Origin of the sequence: Pedobacter frigiditerrae (assembly GCF_004331645.1) — a bacterium.
GTDB classification, from domain to species: domain Bacteria; phylum Bacteroidota; class Bacteroidia; order Sphingobacteriales; family Sphingobacteriaceae; genus Pedobacter; species Pedobacter frigiditerrae.
Genome location: NZ_SJSK01000008.1, coordinates 206086 through 224512, shown reverse-complemented (window position 1 = coordinate 224512; position 18427 = coordinate 206086). Strand labels below are relative to the sequence as shown.

General features: G+C 36.5%; 15 protein-coding genes and 1 pseudogene. 12 read left to right on the top strand and 4 right to left on the bottom strand.

The genetic code is table 11. From position 1 onward, the window contains the following. Positions 1 to 258, bottom strand: a pseudogene (locus tag EZ428_RS23030) (hypothetical protein); the annotation flags it as partial. A gap of 502 nt (positions 259 to 760) precedes the next feature. Between EZ428_RS23030 and EZ428_RS23025 the strand changes: the two are divergent. The 7 genes from EZ428_RS23025 (at position 761) to EZ428_RS22995 (ending at position 9445) form a co-directional block, all read left to right on the top strand. Further along, on the top strand, positions 761 to 1192 hold the full coding sequence (locus EZ428_RS23025; protein WP_131555697.1) for a hypothetical protein: 432 nt from the start codon (positions 761 to 763) through the stop codon (positions 1190 to 1192). After that, positions 1193 to 1813 carry a hypothetical protein gene (locus EZ428_RS23020; protein ID WP_131555696.1) on the top strand — a complete coding sequence of 207 codons (621 nt, stop codon included), beginning with the start codon at positions 1193 to 1195 and terminating at the stop codon, positions 1811 to 1813. A 251-nt stretch (positions 1814 to 2064) separates the two neighbouring features. Continuing rightward, positions 2065 to 2442, top strand: a complete 378-nt coding sequence (locus EZ428_RS23015; protein WP_131555695.1) for a hypothetical protein — start codon at positions 2065 to 2067, stop codon at positions 2440 to 2442. Positions 2443 to 2768: 326 nt separating this feature from the next. Next, positions 2769 to 4355 (top strand): tetratricopeptide repeat protein, encoded by a 1587-nt coding sequence (locus EZ428_RS23010; protein WP_131555694.1) that lies wholly within the window; start codon positions 2769 to 2771, stop codon positions 4353 to 4355. A 224-nt stretch (positions 4356 to 4579) separates the two neighbouring features. Continuing rightward, positions 4580 to 7288: a TonB-dependent receptor gene (locus EZ428_RS23005; protein WP_131555693.1), complete on the top strand. Its 2709-nt coding sequence runs from the start codon at positions 4580 to 4582 to the stop codon at positions 7286 to 7288. A gap of 19 nt (positions 7289 to 7307) precedes the next feature. Beyond that, on the top strand, positions 7308 to 8333 hold the full coding sequence (locus EZ428_RS23000) for a hypothetical protein (protein WP_131555692.1): 1026 nt from the start codon (positions 7308 to 7310) through the stop codon (positions 8331 to 8333). Positions 8334 to 8347: 14 nt separating this feature from the next. Beyond that, positions 8348 to 9445, top strand: coding sequence for a phytase (locus tag EZ428_RS22995; protein WP_131555691.1), 1098 nt, complete (start codon positions 8348 to 8350; stop codon positions 9443 to 9445). 316 nt (positions 9446 to 9761) lie between these two features. Here the strand turns inward: EZ428_RS22995 and EZ428_RS22990 are convergent, their stop codons facing one another. Both EZ428_RS22990 and EZ428_RS22985 read right to left on the bottom strand, forming a co-directional pair. Next, positions 9762 to 10292 (bottom strand): ferritin, encoded by a 531-nt coding sequence (locus EZ428_RS22990; RefSeq protein WP_131555690.1) that lies wholly within the window; start codon positions 10290 to 10292, stop codon positions 9762 to 9764. Between the two features lie 102 nt (positions 10293 to 10394). Continuing rightward, positions 10395 to 10760: a hypothetical protein gene (locus EZ428_RS22985; RefSeq protein ID WP_131555689.1), complete on the bottom strand. Its 366-nt coding sequence runs from the start codon at positions 10758 to 10760 to the stop codon at positions 10395 to 10397. A 134-nt stretch (positions 10761 to 10894) separates the two neighbouring features. On the opposite strand from EZ428_RS22985, the gene EZ428_RS22980 reads away from it, so the two are divergent. Beyond that, on the top strand, positions 10895 to 12271 hold the full coding sequence (locus tag EZ428_RS22980) for a TlpA family protein disulfide reductase (RefSeq protein ID WP_131555688.1): 1377 nt from the start codon (positions 10895 to 10897) through the stop codon (positions 12269 to 12271). Positions 12272 to 12277: 6 nt separating this feature from the next. Here EZ428_RS22980 and EZ428_RS22975 read toward each other — a convergent pair whose 3' ends face one another. Further along, positions 12278 to 12910 carry a DUF4159 domain-containing protein gene (locus EZ428_RS22975; protein ID WP_131555687.1) on the bottom strand — a complete coding sequence of 211 codons (633 nt, stop codon included), beginning with the start codon at positions 12908 to 12910 and terminating at the stop codon, positions 12278 to 12280. A gap of 150 nt (positions 12911 to 13060) precedes the next feature. Between EZ428_RS22975 and EZ428_RS22970 the strand changes: the two genes are divergently transcribed. The 4 genes from EZ428_RS22970 to EZ428_RS22955 are packed head-to-tail and all read left to right on the top strand — an operon-like array spanning position 13061 to position 18427. Next, complete coding sequence (locus EZ428_RS22970) at positions 13061 to 14059, top strand: AAA family ATPase (RefSeq protein WP_131555686.1); 999 nt, start codon at positions 13061 to 13063, stop codon at positions 14057 to 14059. After that, positions 14059 to 14946 carry a DUF58 domain-containing protein gene (locus EZ428_RS22965; protein WP_225871133.1) on the top strand — a complete coding sequence of 296 codons (888 nt, stop codon included), beginning with the start codon at positions 14059 to 14061 and terminating at the stop codon, positions 14944 to 14946. The genes EZ428_RS22970 and EZ428_RS22965 overlap by 1 nt, the downstream gene beginning before the upstream one ends. Then, positions 14947 to 16317 (top strand): BatA domain-containing protein, encoded by a 1371-nt coding sequence (locus tag EZ428_RS22960; RefSeq protein ID WP_131555685.1) that lies wholly within the window; start codon positions 14947 to 14949, stop codon positions 16315 to 16317. It abuts the gene before it with no gap. Then, positions 16304 to 18427 (top strand): hypothetical protein, encoded by a 2124-nt coding sequence (locus EZ428_RS22955; protein WP_131555684.1) that lies wholly within the window; start codon positions 16304 to 16306, stop codon positions 18425 to 18427. The genes EZ428_RS22960 and EZ428_RS22955 overlap by 14 nt, the downstream gene beginning before the upstream one ends.

Here is an 18427-nt window from a genome sequence, read left to right as displayed (position 1 = left end):
CTTGATACGAAATTTTAGTTCCTCGGCAGACGGTTCAGGCGGGGTTGGTTCTTCTGGGTTCAATGGCATGGGATGGTTGAGCAAATTTAGTGAACATGTTCCATACTTTTCATAGTTGCGAAGCCAATATAAAACTCCACTCTTGCTCTTTATGCCATATCGGCGACGAGCTTCCTCTTTGGTGATTGAGCCACTTAGAACCTGATCTAAGATAGAGCGTTTAAGAGACTCGCTGAAAACATACTTTTCTTTCTTCATTTAGTTTACATTTTGTGTAAACCTATTTTAGGACAAGACAAAGCCTGTGAGCTGGGTAAAGCAATAGGCCAAGATGAAACAGATATCTCGTCGCTGCCTGCCTACGGTAGGCAGGCGCTCACTCGATATGACGGAGAAGCTTGGGGCACTGCCTCTCGATTTACCGTCACTTCTATACGGAATAAAATGAGATTCTCTAAGTTTCTTGAGCACTGAAATGGGCTTGTGGAATACTGAGGGCAGTAGTTCATGGGGAAGAGATATCTCCTCGCGAAAAGCTCGTTCGATAGGACGTGAAACGGGTGTCAATCGAAATGAGCTTTCGCGATCAAGTAGTCTCTAAGTTTCTTGAGCACTGAAAGCGGGCTTGGGAAATACTGAAGCCACTAGTTTACAGGATGGAGATATCTTCGATGAATCTAAATAGTCTCTAGTTCATTTAAGGTTTAATTTTTTGATTATAAAGTGTTTTTGATAACTTAGATAATCGTCTACAATCTCAATGGAATACAAAATATCTTACCCTGTTTATATTTGGCTAACTTCAGCTTGGCTTGGTGCACTTTTATTCTTTATCGGTTTATACGTTATTAATTCTTATGATAAGTCTTTTAATTTAGGTGATACCATTGTATTTTATTTTCTTACTGTTATTATTGGTGCATTTGTTTCTGTACCAGCTTTAGTAATTTTGTTATTGTCTCTTCATTTACTTTCTGGTAAGTTCTCAAGCTACTTTAAACTTAAAATTGCAATTGCAATAATTGCTACAATTACATGTATTGGTGTCTTTTTATGTTTTGGTGTTTACTTTACCGATAGCAGTTGGCCTATCATGTTGGCTTATATAATTCCTCTTGTAGCAAGCGTTTTCTTTTATGAAGTAAATGGTAAAGACAGAGATTACTCAAATCAACTTCCTGACCCATCTTAAATGCTTCAAAACCGCGTAAACCCTTTTGGCGATATTATTGCCACCAAAGCTCGTGGTCAATGGTTAGGGAACCGTGGGCAATTGCACGGAGCTGGTAAAACCATATTGCGACCTTTTAAGCATAAGGCTTGGATTATTTGCCTATTGGAGTTTAAAGACAGGCATAGGGTAATCATGTCGCCTAATTTGTGGACTGAATTGTTCTTTTTGGATGAAGCTACGGCAATGGCGGCAGGCCACAGACCATGTTTTGAATGTAGGAGGGAAGCAGCCAATCTTTTTAAAGCTGCTTGGTTAAGGGGAAACCCTGAATATGGCTTTAATCAAAAAACCTTGATTGGTAAAATAGATGAAGTATTACAGAAAGAAAGAATAAATGAAAGTGGGCAAAAGGTAACATTTGAAGCCACATTGCAAGAGTTGCCAGATGGAACGTTTATCGAAATGGACAATCAAGCCTATTTAGTTTCAAATGAAATGGTTTATTTATGGTCGCCGTTTGGTTATGCAGCAAGTGAACAAATCCCTCCATTAACAAAAGTTAAAGTATTAACCCCTCGTTCTATGGTTAATGCCATCAAGGCGGGATACCCAGTTCAATACAACAGTGTAACCACCTAGGGCGTCATTGCCAGCTCGACTGGCAATCGTAATGCTAGATATAGGCCTAAGTATATTTAACACTTTACGATAAGTTGCGCTGACCCCTTCAGTATTCCCTCCCATAAATGTACAGGAATGACGGTATATTTTAGGATATATCAATACGATATGTTCAAGTGGGAGAGTAAATAAATATTAAGGGGTAACAAAATTACCAGGTTGTTGATATACTAATAACTGAACAATTTAAATCCATTAATTAAAACATCATGAAAACGTATTTATCAATATTAGCCTTGTTATTTGTAAGTTCAATTGCCTCGGCGCAAACGGTTACTAAAACTGCAGATACCGCTAAACAACAAAATGCAAAAATCAGCCAACCTGCTCCTAGCGCAAATGCTCGAATTTCAATGAACGTAACCGTTCCTAAGCAAACTCAAGGCGCAACTTTTGGCGAGAAAGTTAATGCTGGTTTGCACGCCGCGGGTGGTGCATTGGCTCAAGGTGCATCTGTTACTCAAAATCCATTATATGCTGGCGATGGTAATGTTGCCGTTAATCCATTATATGATCAAAAAGCCAAAACTACTGCTCCTATAGGACCAATTAAAGGGGTTATTGTTAAGGGAAGTAAGAATAATTGAGGTCGTCATACCCAGCTTCCCGAAGATCCCGATAGCTATCGGGACGGGACAAGTGACTGGGTATCGTAATGCGACACGTATGCACAGAAATTTCAGCAGGTGAAATGCCAGCCGATAAGATAATTTTTTTAGCCACAGATTAACAGATTTAGAGTAACTATAATCTGCGAATCTGTGGCTATATTTTTGGTTAGTCTGAGGATTTGAAATCCCCTGGTAAAGGGTCTGGATTGCAAATCCAGACCAAATAGATAAATTACGATGTTTTCAGTTGCCGGACTTGTAGTTAACGTTGAGTTAACATCTGGAAGTTAAATTTGGCGAACATGAAACAACTGATGCTTGGGGCACCTTTAATTCTACTGCTGCTTTGTCAAGTGGCTTTAGCACAGCGTTTTGAATTAAAACAATCGCCAATTACAAATAAGGCCGATAGAACTAATCCCAATTCATCTTTCGTAAATATTAAAAAAGCACTTAACAAGGCCATTGCAGTTGGCGATGATCAAGCTACCGCTTTATGTTACGGGAAAATTGGCGAACTTTTCTATGAGCAGGCAGCTTATTCCCAGGCATTAACCAATTTTTATAAGGCTGATGTGCTATACAGAAAGGGTAATCGGCCAGATTTATTGGCAGGCAACTTAAACCAAATTGGTAAAACCTATTTTTATAACAGACAATATCCCACTGCGCTTAAAACATTTCAACAGGCCTTGGCTAGCTATCAAAAAATAGATAATGTAAGAGGGGTTGCTGAGTCTTATGGTTATATTGGACAGAGCTACGAGAAAACCGGGCGCCATGAACAAGCCTTTGCCTACCAGTTATTGGCCTTACGTGAATTTAAAAATACCGGCGATAAGATTGGCATTGCCAAGATTTATGAGAACCTCGGAAGCGTATATGAAGACCGTTTAAAATTAGATTCGGCTCTTAAATACTTTACCCTCGCCCTAAATTTAAATATCTCTGCTGATGCAAAAATGGCGCAGATAGAGGTGGTGAATAACATAGGAGATGTTTACCGTAAAACGAAAAGATATCCGCAGGCCATGGCTTATAGCAGAAGGTCTGTTGCCTTGGCAAAAGGGCTAGACGCTCAGTACCATTTGGCCAGCGCCTATAGAGATCTATCTAAAACCTTCTATTTGATAGGAAACGCAGACAGTGCATACCATTATAGTGAGGCAGGTAGGGAAATTTTTATGGAAATATTTTCTCAAGACACCAAAAAGCAACTGCTTTTGCTTCAAACACTTTTTGAAACAGAACAAAAAGACAATGCCATTTTAAGTTTAAAAAAGGATAAGAAATTCAATGCCTTTTTTACTATCGGCGCAATAACCATTAGTCTTCTGGTAGTTTCTCTTGGGGCAAGTATTATTAGTAGGCAACGGCTTAAAATTAGAAACGAACAAAAACTAAATGAGCAGAACAATGCAATTTTTGAAGTTCAAAAGAAAGCCATGGAGGCCGATCTTGAGCTGAAAAGTAAAGAGCTTACTAGTCATACCTTAAACCTTATTCAGAAAAACCAACTGCTAGAAGAACTTAAATCACGTTTGGGCGAGATGATAAAAGACGACAAGCGTGACCAACGTAAAGAACTTAAGCAGGTAATAGGCCTTATTACATTTAATAGCAACCAAGAAAAAAACTGGAACGATTTCAGGATTGTTTTTGAGCGGGTTCATGAAAACTTCTTCGAGAGCTTAAAGAAATACAGTACCTCGCTTACCGCTTCAGAACTCCGATTGGTGGCACTACTAAAAATGAACCTGAGTTCGCCTGATATTTCTACCATGCTTGGTATTTCACAAGACAGTTTAAGAATCTCTCGTTATCGACTGCGTAAAAAACTTAAGCTCGAAGAAGGTGATAGTTTAGCTGCGTTTCTTCAAAGACTTTAAAACTAAATGGCCATATTTTTAAGCTAACATGATGTTAACGTAAACTTAATGGCTTAAATAAAATTTTTAAGTGATTGTTTATGAGGCGGTTGTGTTGTGTGTCACAGGTGATGATGCCCTCCTGTATACGCGAATTTTAAGGCTGTATATATTTTGTAACAGCATTAAATTGTGAGCCTAATTTCCGAAATCAATCTTTGCTGCAAGTAAAACAAAAAGACTTTATGAAACTAAAAATGTTATTTATTTGGATTCCTTTACTATTGGCAGCTACGGTTGCCAATGCGCAGCGGGGAATTATCAAAGGCAGAATTACAGATCAAAGAAACAAGGAGCCGCTAACTGGCGCAACGGTTGTGGTTACTGGAACTAATAATGCCGCTTCTACGAATCTTAATGGCGAGTACCAGTTCTATGTTAACGCTGGCAAGATAAACCTAACAGTAAGGTATCTGGGTTATAATGATACCACATTTACGCTCACGGTAGATAAAAATAAGCTAGAGGTGCTTAACATTGCCATGTACGCTAGGCCACAAACGCTTAAAAATGTAATAGTTAGCGGTTATACGCAGGGTCAAGCAAAAGCGCTTAACCAGCAGAAAAATGCAGATAACATCAAGAACATTATTGCGGCCGATCAAATTGGTAGGTTTCCTGACCCTAATGCAGCAGAAGCCTTGCAAAGGGTACCGGGTATTAATATTGAAAGAGACCAGGGAGAAGGTAGGTATGTATCAATAAGAGGTTTAGCCCCACAGTTTACCAATACCAGTGTAAATGGAGAGCAAATCCCATCGCCAGAAGCAGACGTTCGTTTTGTTGCCCTTGATGCAATTCCATCAGACCAACTTGCCTCTATTGAAGTGAGTAAAGCTTTAACGCCAGATATGGATGGAGATGCCATAGGTGGTTCAATTAATTTAATTACCAGAATAGCACAAAGCTCAATAGCGGCTATCAGCGGATCTTTGGGCAGTGGTTATAATAACCTTGTGGGTAAAACCAACTTGCAGGGACAATTACAATATGGACAGCGATTTGGTAAGAATGAGAAATTAGGTATATTGTTAAATGGTAACTATTATCACAATGATTTGGGTTCAGATAATTTTGAACGTAATGTAGATGATAACGAACTCGAATTAAGAGACTATTCGTTAACCCGCACACGTTTGGGCTTAAGTTCATCTATCGATTACAAGTTTAACAATCACCATGAGATTTACTTCAAAGGATTGTATACTAGGTTTACTGATAGAGAGCAACGTAGGCGATATGTTTTTAAGCCTGGTGATGATGAAATAGAAAAACTGATGAAAGATCGTTTCGAATCACAGTCAGTTATCTCCCTCAATACAGGTGCTAAGCATACCTTTAAAAATTTCTTTTTAGATTATGAGGCTCAATACAGTTACGGTGAGCAAAACACACCTTATGATAATGAATCTTCTTTCGTTGCAGGGATGCCAAGTTTGCTCAACTTCAATGATGGAAATTACCCCCGATTTGATGCCGTAGGTTATACTGATAACTCAGCATACGAATTTGATGAAATCGGATTTGGCAAAACCAAGGCTAAAGACAAAAACTTAACGGCTAAATTTAATGTTGGTTTGCCTTACAAGATTGGAAGTAATGATGGCTTAATAAAGTTTGGTGCCAAGGTAAGGTCTAAAAATAAATCTTATACCATACAGCAGAATACCTTCGAAAATTTAGGTGGCGTACCCAACCTTAACCAGTTTGAGGGCGTATCGCCAAAAAGCGAATTCTTAAAAGGACGTTATGATCTTGGTACACCAATGGGGATCAATAAACTGATTACTTATTTTAATAACAATCCTTCACAGTTCGAATTACAGGTAGAAGACAAGGCTATTGACCAAGCTTTAGAAGCATTTACTGCTAATGAAGATGTGGTTGCTGGTTACGTAATGGGCAGGCAACAGCTTAAAAAATTGATGATACTTGGGGGAGTGAGATATGAACGAACCAAAGTAAGCTATAATTCTAATGATGTGGTAATTGACGAAAATGGAGATCTGGCTGCAATTGTACCAGTATCTGGTAGTAGCAGTTATGATTTTGTGTTGCCACAGTTGCATTTTAAATATGAGATCACTCCCTTAAGTAACCTCAGGGCTGCATTAACTTGGTCTTATGCAAGGCCTAATTTTTCAGAGATTATCCCATCACAAGAAATTAATCGCGAAGATGGGGTTGCTTCAGTAGGTAATCCAGCGCTACAACCCGTTAGTGCAATCAATTACGATTTGATGTACGAACACTACTTTGGGTCTGTGGGTATCGTATCTGCAGGTTTGTTCCATAAACAGTTGGATGATTTTATATACAGAAGAATTTTGTTCAACGCTAACTACCCACTAACAGGCACGGCAACGGCAACAGGTATTGATATTACGCAGGCACAGAATGGGAATAAGGCTAGCATTACCGGTATAGAATTGGCCTTACAGCGCAGGTTAAATTTTATCCCCCTGTTAAAAGACTTTAGCGTGTACTTAAATTATACCTATACTAATTCAAAAGCAAAAATACAAAGTAGAGCTGCTGCAGCCAATAATGCAAATGTAACAGAAGAGATTAGATTGCCCGGACAATCTGAAAGCGTAGGGAATGCATCACTGGCCTATGAAGGTAAAAGGTTTTCATTAAGGGGCTCATTAAATTTCAATGGATCTTTTCTGTCTGAAGTGGGAGGAACCAAGGAAGCTGATGTATTTGTGAAAAGCAGGATGCAATTTGATGCAAGTGGCAGTGTAAATATAACCAACCGTATTAGGCTTTTCGCCGAACTACTCAATCTTACCAATCAGCCTTTAGAGGTGTATCAGGGAAACAAAAGCCAAACCATTCAAAGAGAGTTTTATTCTTTCTGGTCAAGGTTTGGGATCAAGTTTAATTTATAAAGGTTAATAATTAAGAGAAATGAAAAATTTAAGCTATTTATTTTTTATGCTGATATTCTTGTCGGCCTGCGAAAAAAAGAATGATGATCTTGTTAACCCAATGGTAGAACAAGACTTCCCTCAAATCCTGTTACTTTCAGATGAGGGTGATGGGGAATTGGAAGATGAAGACAAATTTAGTTTCAAAATTACTTTAGCAGATCGTGTTGATCCATCGGGAAAAGAGCTTGGGGGTAAGATTATTCCACTGGAAAAAGACGTAACTGTTAATTTTGAAGTGAGTAGTTTTAAAGGTTTTGCCACACTTTCCAGTTACCTAATGGATGCCAAGGCATTCTACGAAATAGACGATTGTACCACCTCTGAAGATAAAGGAATAGACCTGAAGCTTGTTTTTGATAAAACAACTGGTAAGGGAAGTGTTACTTTTCCAAAGGGAGTGGAGGAAATTGAAATAGAGTTTGAAACAAACGATAAATTATTTGATGATAAGGTCTTTAATGCTTCGAGCCGAAAATTAGAAATCAAATTAACTTCGGTAAGCCCAAATGGAGAGTATGTTGTGGTAAATAACACTAACAAATTTGAATACGAGGTTTTGGATGATGAAGGGATTTATGGTGAGTATGAGCTGGACATGAGCAACCAACAACAGTTTGATAATTACATTAAACTTTTTGGTTTGGTAAATGATAAGGTGAAGGGCTTGAAGATAAATGATGTTGAAGAAATTAAAATTGAGTTTCAGTATGGAGAGCTTAAAGCCATTGTAGTACTTAAACAAACACAGAATGTGGCAGAATGTGGCAAAGTGAAAGTAGAAAATGTGGAAATAGAAATTGAGGGCGATTTAGAGGAGCTGGATGACGACAAGCTTTCTGGAGATGTAGAAATAGTTGGGGGCATTGAACAGGCCAATGGCAGCGAGAAAGAGTTTGTTTATAAGGGAAGCTTTAAGCTTGTAAACGGAAACCTAGAGTTAAAACTGAAGGGTGAATATGATGATCATAAAATTGCAGAAACTATACTTGCAGTTCACAAATAATTAGTCGAATAAATATGAATAACAATATAAAAATATATGTCATGCCTATTGCTGTTTTGGTAGCAATTATACTTGCATCATGCAACAATGCCAATAAAAAAGAGGCTAGTAAAGGTGCAATAGATACGATTACGGTAATTAAGCCACTCTATACAACTGAACCTGTGGCGTTTGATACAGACGATCCGGCCATTTGGGTTAACAAACTAGACCCTGCAAAATCTCTAGTAATTGGCACTGATAAAGACGAGAACGGTGGTCTTTATGTATTTGATCTTAAGGGAAAGATGATTAGGGAAAAGGTGATTAAGGGAATTAAAAGACCAAACAATGTAGACATAGCCTACGGATTAAAATTAGGTGGCAAGAAGGTTGATATTGCGGTGCTAACAGAAAGGATGACCCACAAGCTCAGGATTTTTACGCTACCAGACATGAAACCCATTGATGGTGGTGGGCTCGAGGTCTTTATTGGAGAAACTGAAACGATGTTTCGAGACTTAATGGGTATAGCCTTGTATACAGATCCAAAAGGAAATATCTATGCCATTGTAGGTAGAAAGATTGGTCCCAAAGATGGTGGTTACCTATGGCAATATCTATTAGAGGATAATGGACAAGGTAAGGTAAAAGCTACTTTAGTAAGAAAATTCGGTAATTACAGTGGTAAAAAAGAAATAGAAGCAATTGCGGTAGATAATGAGCTTGGGTATGTATATTATTCGGATGAGCAGTTTGGAGTTCGCAAATATTACGCAGACCCATCTAAAGGGAACAAGGAATTGGCAGTTTTTGCGCAGCAAGGTTTCGCAGAAGACCATGAAGGAATTAGTATTTATAAAACTTCTGCTACTACTGGTTATATTTTAGTTTCAGACCAAAGTGCAAACCAATTTAAGGTGTATAGCAGAGAGGGTGTTAAAAATGCTAATGACCATGAACTGATTACCGCTTTAAAAGTTTCTACCAACCAAAGCGATGGCTCTGAAATCTATTCGAAGGCTTTAAATGATGATTTTAAACATGGTTTATTTGTAGCCATGAGCGATAATAGAACTTTCCAGTATTATAGGTGGGAAGATCTTGCCAGAAAACAATTAGATAAGAACTAATCAAAAATAAAAAATGCCAGGGCGTTAACTTGGCATTTTTTATTATCTACAAAGCTTTAGCCATTCGGGCAATTATCACACCTTTTCCCTTTCAAATACTTTTCACAGCATTCTTTCTTTAATTTCTTCTTTTTTTTGTCCTTGTCTTTTTTCTTTTTGTCTTTTTTCGACATGTACTAATATAACAAAAAAAGGTATGCATTGTTATATGCATACCTTTTAAAATTTTGGTTAGTCATCGGATGAATATAGGCTACTTTACTATATTCATCCGATGACTACAAATTCCCTGATTTATGGTGAATTTTGACCTAAATTAAGCTTCGCTAGAATAAACGATCTGACCAACATGCTTGTCGATCTGCCATCTGCCAGTACCTTCTTCGCCAATAACCTCAAATAGTTCTAGTGCCCTGCGAGCTTTGAACTCTTCTTCTCTTTGCTCTCTAAAGAACCAGTTTAAGAATTCAAGCGTTATAAAATCTTGTTCTTTTTGGCAACGAGCCGCTATGTTTTTTAAGGATTGCGTTACACTGATTTCTTGATCTAGTGCATCTTCAAACACTTCTCTAAACGAATTATATTCCAACTTGATGTTGGTAATGTCTGGAGAAATAGAAGTTCCGCCCATGTCTAAAACGTATTTATATATTTTAAGCTGGTGTTGTCTTTCTTCTTCTGCCTGCTTAAAGAAGTAATCTGCAGAGAAATCATAGCCATTTCTATTACACCATGAAGCCATAGAAAGGTAAATGGCTGATGAATGCGCTTCTTTTTTGATCTGTTGGTTAAGCAGTGTTTCTACATCTGAGGATAGTAAACACTTTACACGAATGATATCTTTCATGGCCAAATAATTTATTGATGAATTAATAACAATAAAAATAACGCTAAGTTTAGATAAACAGCGAATTTATTGACAATATAGAACTGTTCTAATTCTAGTTAATTAGCTGATAATGCGATGTAAACGATCGAAAATGATGTGGTTAAGCTCTAACATGGTAAAGGTACCCTGTAATAAATCTTTCAATTTAATAATTTGCAAAAGCGATAAAACATAACAATGATCACAAGCGCAAATGAAGATGATCTCTAGGTCGGCAGATTTATCACTGTTTAACAATAAATCTTCAATATCGATTTGGTAAACAGCTTTTTTAAGTTTTAAAAGATTGCGATAATCGAAACGAGCTAATTTTCCTGCAAAATCAATATACCAACAGCCTTCGCTGTCTGATTGATAAATAGCACCATTTTTTGTGCTAAATACTTCGGTAAAATTAATTTTTGGTAGGCTAACCGTTTGTTGCATTTGTTTCAATTTGCTGATGGCAACAAAGATGCAAACTATTTAGACTAATTACAAACAAAGATGTAAATATTTAATACGAAATATTTCGTAGATAGTTCTGGGTTTTATATCTTTACATCATAACACTATGTATTATGAGTAACAAAACTTTAATCTTAACTATTTCTCTTTTAGCCACGGCGATTAATTATTGCAGTGCTGATACGATATTGAACTTTAAAGTGTTTTCTGCTAAAAACTCTAACTATAAGGTGATTATTGAACAAACTGTGTTTAATGATTATAATGGGATACAACTTGCTTCTGGTAAAGTTGATAGTTTAGGTCAATTTTCTGCCAACTTAAAACTTGATAAAGAAAGGGAAGTCATCTTAATTGCTGGAAATCAACTCTATAAATTATGGTTAGGTGACAAGGGTTTTGTTAATGTATTTGAAGAAAAAGGATTGCTAAAATTTAAAGGAGATTACGGCAAAGAAAATGAAATCATCTATTTAACCAAATTGATGCAGCCTAATACTTTGCCTAGTTATTTTGCATTTAAAAGAACGCAGGCTTTAGCATATGTTAAAATGTTAGATAGTTTAGAAAAAACCAGGTTATCATTATTGAGTTCAGCAAAAAATAAATTGTCGGCATTGTTTTTTGAGCATTTCAAGCAAGAAACAATTTATTTTGGGCTACATGGCAAAAGCCAATTCGCTGCTTTACACAAGTTAAAAGAATCAGAACTACCTTCTGAGTATTATAAATTTTGGGAAAATTTTCAAGTCCTGCCAGATGGAGTAAAATCCAAAAGTTACTTAGCAAGTTTTAATGATTACGCTGAATTTAAAATAAAGCAAAAGTTTGGAGATCAACAAGCAGATAGATCAACTACCATTAAAGCCCAATTTAAATTTTTAGATTCATTATTAAAAAATAACCCAAAAACATTGGAGTTTGTAGAAGGTGAGCTTATTTTATTTTGTATCAAATATATTGATGATGCAGAATTGATTACAAGCTTAAACTTTGGCTATGGAGAAAAGTACCCGACATCTGAGTATACTAGACTAATTGAAGTAAATTGGTTTAAGAAAAATCAACTAACACTTAAAAGGCCAATTTTCAACTTAAAGAATACGAATGGAGAAACTGTTAATATTGAATCATTTAGGGGTAAGGTTGTTTATATAGATTTCTGGGGAAGTTGGTGTAAAGCCTGCCTTCTCGAAATGCCTTACGCTAAAAAGCTAAGGGAAAAATTTAAATATGATCAAATTGTATTCCTCTACATAGATTTCTACGACACTAAAGATTTATGGCTAAGAGCGATTAAAACCCATGAGATTACAGGTGTTAATTTAAAAGGAGAAGCAACCGATGAAAAGTATTTTAATGATTTCTTTGGCATAAAAAATGGATTTCCTAGGTATGCAGTTTTAGATAAAAATGGTTTATTAGTTTCTACAGCTGCTCCATCTCCAAGTAATGAGAAAGTGGTAGATTATTTAAAAAAGTTTTTGTGATGATCACTAACTGGCGTTAACCCCCATCGCGTATAAAATAATATTTACCCCAAATTTGGTATTATCTTCTGCTAAAAATCGTTTATTCTTAAAATCGTAATCCCATTCGCAGCCATAATCTTTATTGCTGTACAAAACACCAATTCTATTGTTAATGGTAACGGCTTTTAAATAATCATGTACTAAATCATCTCCCCATCCATTTAACTCAAAAGATGTAGTTGGCGGGCCTTTTTCGAACTTAAAAAATGAATTATATAGCGGATGTGTGTTCGGGATTTTTTTTAAGGCTGCTTGACCAAAGAGGCTGCTCATTTGTGCTTCAAAAGATTTGGCAAATAAGCCATCTATGTCGTGGTTGCAATCGTCAACAAAAACAAATCCACCATTGTGTACATAGGTTTTAAAATTGGTAGCTTCTTGCTTGCTAAACTGAACTAATTTATGTCCACTTAAATAACAAAATGGATATTTGAATAATTCATTGCTACCCAGCTCTACAATCTTTTCTTCCTCATCTAGTGGGATGGTGGTGTATTCTAAAAGAGAGTTTAAAATGTTGGCCGGCATCCGTTGATCGGTATCCCAATCTCCAGAATTGTATTTTAACCTCGCGAAAGTGAATTTAGCGCTTTGCATCGTTCTAAATTTACAGCCAATTTTTATGAATACCCATTTTTGCCCTCAAAATCTTGTAAATTTTTTGATATTGTTGTTTTTAAGGCCTAAAATAAGTGCGATTTGCCCTATATTGAGAGCAAATCACTTACGAATTAAAAAATATAAGCTTTGGATAATTCAGAAAGCAACGTAAAAACTTTAATCAGCAAAATATCACTCCTAAAAGGCGAAATCCAGAAGGTAATTGTTGGGCAAGATCAAATTATTGAGGAAATGTTAATCGCCTTAATGGCGGGAGGGCATTGCTTGTTAGAGGGTGTGCCTGGTTTGGCAAAAACTTTAATGGTAAGAACACTTTCTCAGGCCTTAGATCTATCTTTCAGGAGAATTCAGTTTACGCCAGATCTAATGCCCACAGATATTGTGGGTACGGAAATTTTAGAGGAAGATCACGCTACAGGGAAACGTTTTTTTAAGTTTAATAAAGGGCCTTTATTTGCGAATATCGTGCTGGCGGATGAGGTAAACAGAACTCCGCCCAAAACACAGTCGGCACTTTTAGAAGCCATGCAAGAATTTGAAGTTACCTATGGCGGACAAACTTATCCTCTAGATCGTCCGTTTTTTATATTGGCAACCCAAAACCCTATTGAACAGGCTGGTACTTATCCCTTACCAGAGGCTCAACTAGACAGATTCTTGTTATATATTAAAATTGGTTATCCAACAGCTGTTGAAGAAGCTCAAATCCTAAGTAGTACAACAGGGTCTAAAAAGGTAGTTGTTAATCCAATTATTGGAGCAGAAGACATCAAACAATTACAGGCTTTAACTCGTGAGGTTAGCATTAGTGATGATTTGATCAGCTATGTAAGTGAATTTATTCGTTCAACTCGTCCGGATACAACAACCGTTTCTTTTGTAAAGGAATGGGTAAGATGGGGTGCAGGACCAAGAGCAGGACAAGCGTTGATATTAACAGCAAAGGCACGGGCGCTTTTTCATGGTAGGTATGCAGTAATCATGGAAGATTTACAAACGATGGCTTATCCTGTCTTGCGCCACAGGGTTTTAATGAATTTTAAAGCAGAAGCTGAAAATGTCTCTTCAGATCAAGTTACAGCTGAATTGGTAAAAGCTGTTGCCCGTCCAAAAACTGATATTTAATGAGTAAGCTACTCGACCCGAAAATATTAATGGCCATTAAAGACCTTAACCTGTCGGCAAAAGCCACAATTGATGGGTTCATGAATGGCATTAATAAAAGTACCATAAAAGGGCCAGGGTTAGAGTTTAGCCAATATAGAAGTTACCAGCCTGGCGATGATTTACGAACACTCGACTGGAAAATGTTTGCCAGGTCAGATCGTTATTATATTAGGGAGTCTGAAGTAGAGACCAATATTGCTGTTCGGTTTTTGGTTGATGCTAGTGCTTCCATGAATCACAGTGATGGCGACTTTACCAAGATTGAATACGCCAGATACCTAACTGCTTGCCTAGCTTATTTAGCCAATTTACAGGGTGATGCCATTGGTTTATATATTTTTAAAAACACTGAGTTGTTTGCCATGGTGGCGAAACAAGATTATCAGCATTTGGCTAGGTTGTTTTTTCAATTAGAACAGATTAATCCGGCAGGTACATTTACAAAACCTATTCATTATAAAGAGATTTTTACAGGAACGCAAAAGCGAGAATTGTTGGTTTTTGTGACAGATCTTTATCAAGAGCAGGAAGAGATTTTTACGCTGTTAGATACCTTGAATACACTTAGGCATGAAATAGTAGTTTTTCATGTGTTATCACGAAATGAGTTAGACTTGGACTTTAAAGGTTATAGCACTTTTGAGGATTTAGAAACCGGACAAATTATACAGATTGACCAAGCTAAAGCAAGAAAAGATTATAAAGAAAAGTTGACTAAATACCTTGAAGAGACTAGGATTAAAATGTTAGACAGAAGGATATATTATAGAACAGTAGCTACTGATGAGCCTTTAGATCAGGCTTTAAGGGATTTTTTAAAACAAAGAAGCAAGCTAAGGATTTAGATGAACTTATTATACCCCATTGGTTTATTGGCGCTTGCAGGATTGATTATTCCTGTATTGTTACACCTATGGAATGTAAAACAGGGCAAGACCCTAAAAATTGGAAGTATCGCTTTATTGGGCGAAAACTCCACTTCAAGTTCTAGAAATTTTAAAATAACAGACTGGCTTTTATTTATCTTAAGGTGTTTGATTGTAATATTGCTTGCTTTTGTATTGGCACAACCATTCATCAAAAAAACAATTACCCATACCAAAAACTCTGGTTGGGTTTTGCTAGATAGAAACCAGTTCTCGACTGTTTACCAAACCAACCAACAAACAATTGATTCGCTTGTCAATTTAGGTTATGAGCTGCGGGATTTTAATTTGGGCTTTACTCAGTTTTTTTTAAAGGATAGTCTTGCTCATGCAACGAAATCAGGTACTTTAAGTTATAGTGTCTTGCTTAGGCAATTGAACAAGCAAATTCCTGTTGGATATTCAGCCTATCTTTTTGCAGATCATAGACTAAGCAACTTTGATGGTGATTTACCTAAACTCTCTTTTAATTTAACTTGGAAGGAATTTAAGCAAGGAGATACCATAAAAACATGGTCTACCAAATTCTTGAACAAATCTTATGAAGGAAAGTCTACACCCATAGCTACAAGTTATACAACTAGTCAATCACAAAATTTACCAGTAGTTAAGGTTGCAATTCATGATCCAATTGGCAATGATGCTAAATATATCAAAGCCAGTTTGGGTGCGATTAGCGATTTTACAAAAAGAAAGTTTGAAGTTGTCAACTGGAATGTTGCCATAACCGATGCTGATGTTGTTTTTTGGCTTTCTGATGAGCCATTTAATGCTGCTTTAAAAGCTAACGCTAGTTTACTTACTTACCAAAAAGGAAAGATCTTAAAAGTTAATTCTAATATGAATTTGGGAGAGGGCTCCGATCAGAAAATAGAGCTATATCAACGAATTGCTTTTGATAACCTACAAGGGAATACGATTTGGACTGATGGTTTTGGGGTACCTTTGTTGATTAAGAAAAGAGAAGCTGAGCTTAATCATTTCTATTTCTATAGTCGATTTAACCCCAATTGGGGAGATTTAGTATGGAATGTGCAATTTACAAGAGCTATCATTCCTATTGTTTTGGGTAATGAAAATATACAAGACTTTGGCTTTGAAGATAACGCTGCAGATCAGAGAGCACTAGATCAGCAGCAGCTGGTTGAAGCAAAAATTAATAAGCCTAGCACCTCAACATCAACCACTCATCAAGACTTGGATCATATACTTTGGGTTTTAGCCTTGGTGGTACTGCTTATGGAAAGAATTTTATCATTCAGTAAAAAAACGGAACATGTTAAAAACTGAAGGTAAAAATTGGATAGCAGGTTTTAGGAATAAGTGGATTGCACTTTACTTTGCGCAAATTTTTGTCTTAAGTATAGCCCTTGCCTTTATTTCCATCACTATTATTGCGGTTTTCGTTTTCTTTTCTTTCCAAATCTGGCATTTAATTCTAGCATTTATCCTTGTTTTTGCGTTGTTTATGGTATTTAAACCTACATGGAAAATCGGTAAAACAGATGTAGCAAAATATTTAAATTCAAAATTTATCCAATTGGAAGAAAGTGCTGAGCTTTTCTTAAAACCAAAGGCCGAACTATCCTTACTTGAACAATTTCAAGCTGAAAAAATTGAGGAAAGATTTCCAATAGAAAAAAGTCTAAATGAGGCTTGGAAAAAGTTATTGTTTTGTTTGGCTTTCCTGGTTATAACCTTGATTGGTGTTTATTTAATGGAAAAATATTATTGGTATGAACAAATTAGTGAGGTTCGTTTTCCTTTATCAAATGAGAAAAACTCGACTAAAGAGGTCATTCTCCCTGAAATAGAAAACTTTCAACTTCTAATAACTCCGCCCGATTACACATCAAAAACTGTAAGGTCTCAACATCAATTTACCATTAAAGCTGAAGCAGGAGCTCAGGTATCTTGGAATATTGAAATGAACATCCGGGTTAAAAAACTTCGTATCATATTTAACGACAAAGAAATTGTAGCTATGGTTAATGCTGGGGGGCTGAACTGGAAATACAGTAAAGCGATTGTTCAGTCCGGCTTTTATCAAATTGAATTTGATGGTAAAAAATCTGACCTCTACCAAATTGAAATGATACCAGATTTGCCAGTCAGCATTAAAATTATTCAGCCTAAACCACACACCACAATAGACATAGGTCAGCTGCCAAAAGTAAATTTAACAGTTTCATTGCATGATGATTATGGTATTGCCGATACTTATATCTCAGCAACAATGGCAAGTGGAAAAGGTGAAGGCGTAAGTTTTACGGAAAAGAAACTGAGTTTTAATGAAGGTTTTAAGAACAAAAAAGATGTAAACCTAAGCAAGTTGCTCGACCTAAAGTTGCTTGGGATGAAACCTGGCGATGAGTTATATTTCTTTGTCAATGCAATGGATAATCACGGGCAATCGAGCAGGTCAGATGTGTATTTAGTTTCGATTGTAGATACAGCAGAGCTGATGAGCATGGCTGGAATTGCGAATGGAGTTGATTTAGTGCCTGAATATTTCAGAAGTCAGCGGCAAATTATCATCGACACAGAAAAACTATTAAAAGAACAAAGTACACTCTCCGTTGATGAATTTAAGAATAGAAGCAATAACCTTGGTATGGACCAAAAATTATTGCGATTAAGGTACGGGAAGTTTTTGGGTGAAGAATCTGAAACAGAAATTGGTGGCGATCATGATCATGAAGAAGGTGGTAAACCTGCTGAACAGAAATTTGGAGACGTACAAGCTTTAATGGATGAGTACGCACACAAACATGATATTGCCGAAGATGCCACGTTTTTTGAGCCTGAAATGAAAATGCAATTGAAAGCAGTTTTAAATGAAATGTGGAGTTCGGAGTTAAGATTAAGAACTTACAAGACTCAGGAAGCACTGCCATTTGAATATAAAGCACTGAGATTGTTGAAAGATTTGCAACAGAAATCAAGAGCGTATGTTGCTAAAACGACAATTAAAACGACCAGGCTAAAACAAGAGAAACGTTTAAGTGGAGAGTTAGATAAAATTACTGAGCCTAGTCAAAAGGCAACATTTGAGCAACTAGATAAATCAACGGATGATTTGAAAATATTGCTAGCTATTCTAGAACGTAGAAAGGATGGCTATGCATTTAATTATGGAGATAGAGAGTTCTTAAAAATTGGAGAAGGGCAATTGATATTGGCTGCGGCTAGTCAGCCTACTTCTTATTTGTCTGCATTAAAGAGTTTGCGAAAAGTTGGTACGGCTAATAAATTGGTTATTAAAGATATTGATGTAGTACAGAAAGCAATTCAAAAACTATTAGGGATTGAAAGTTCACAGCCACAAGCAGAACGTGTTAATCCAGCCACGGGTTTATACCGCAGCTATTTTAACCACCTTAAAAAAATGGGGAAATAG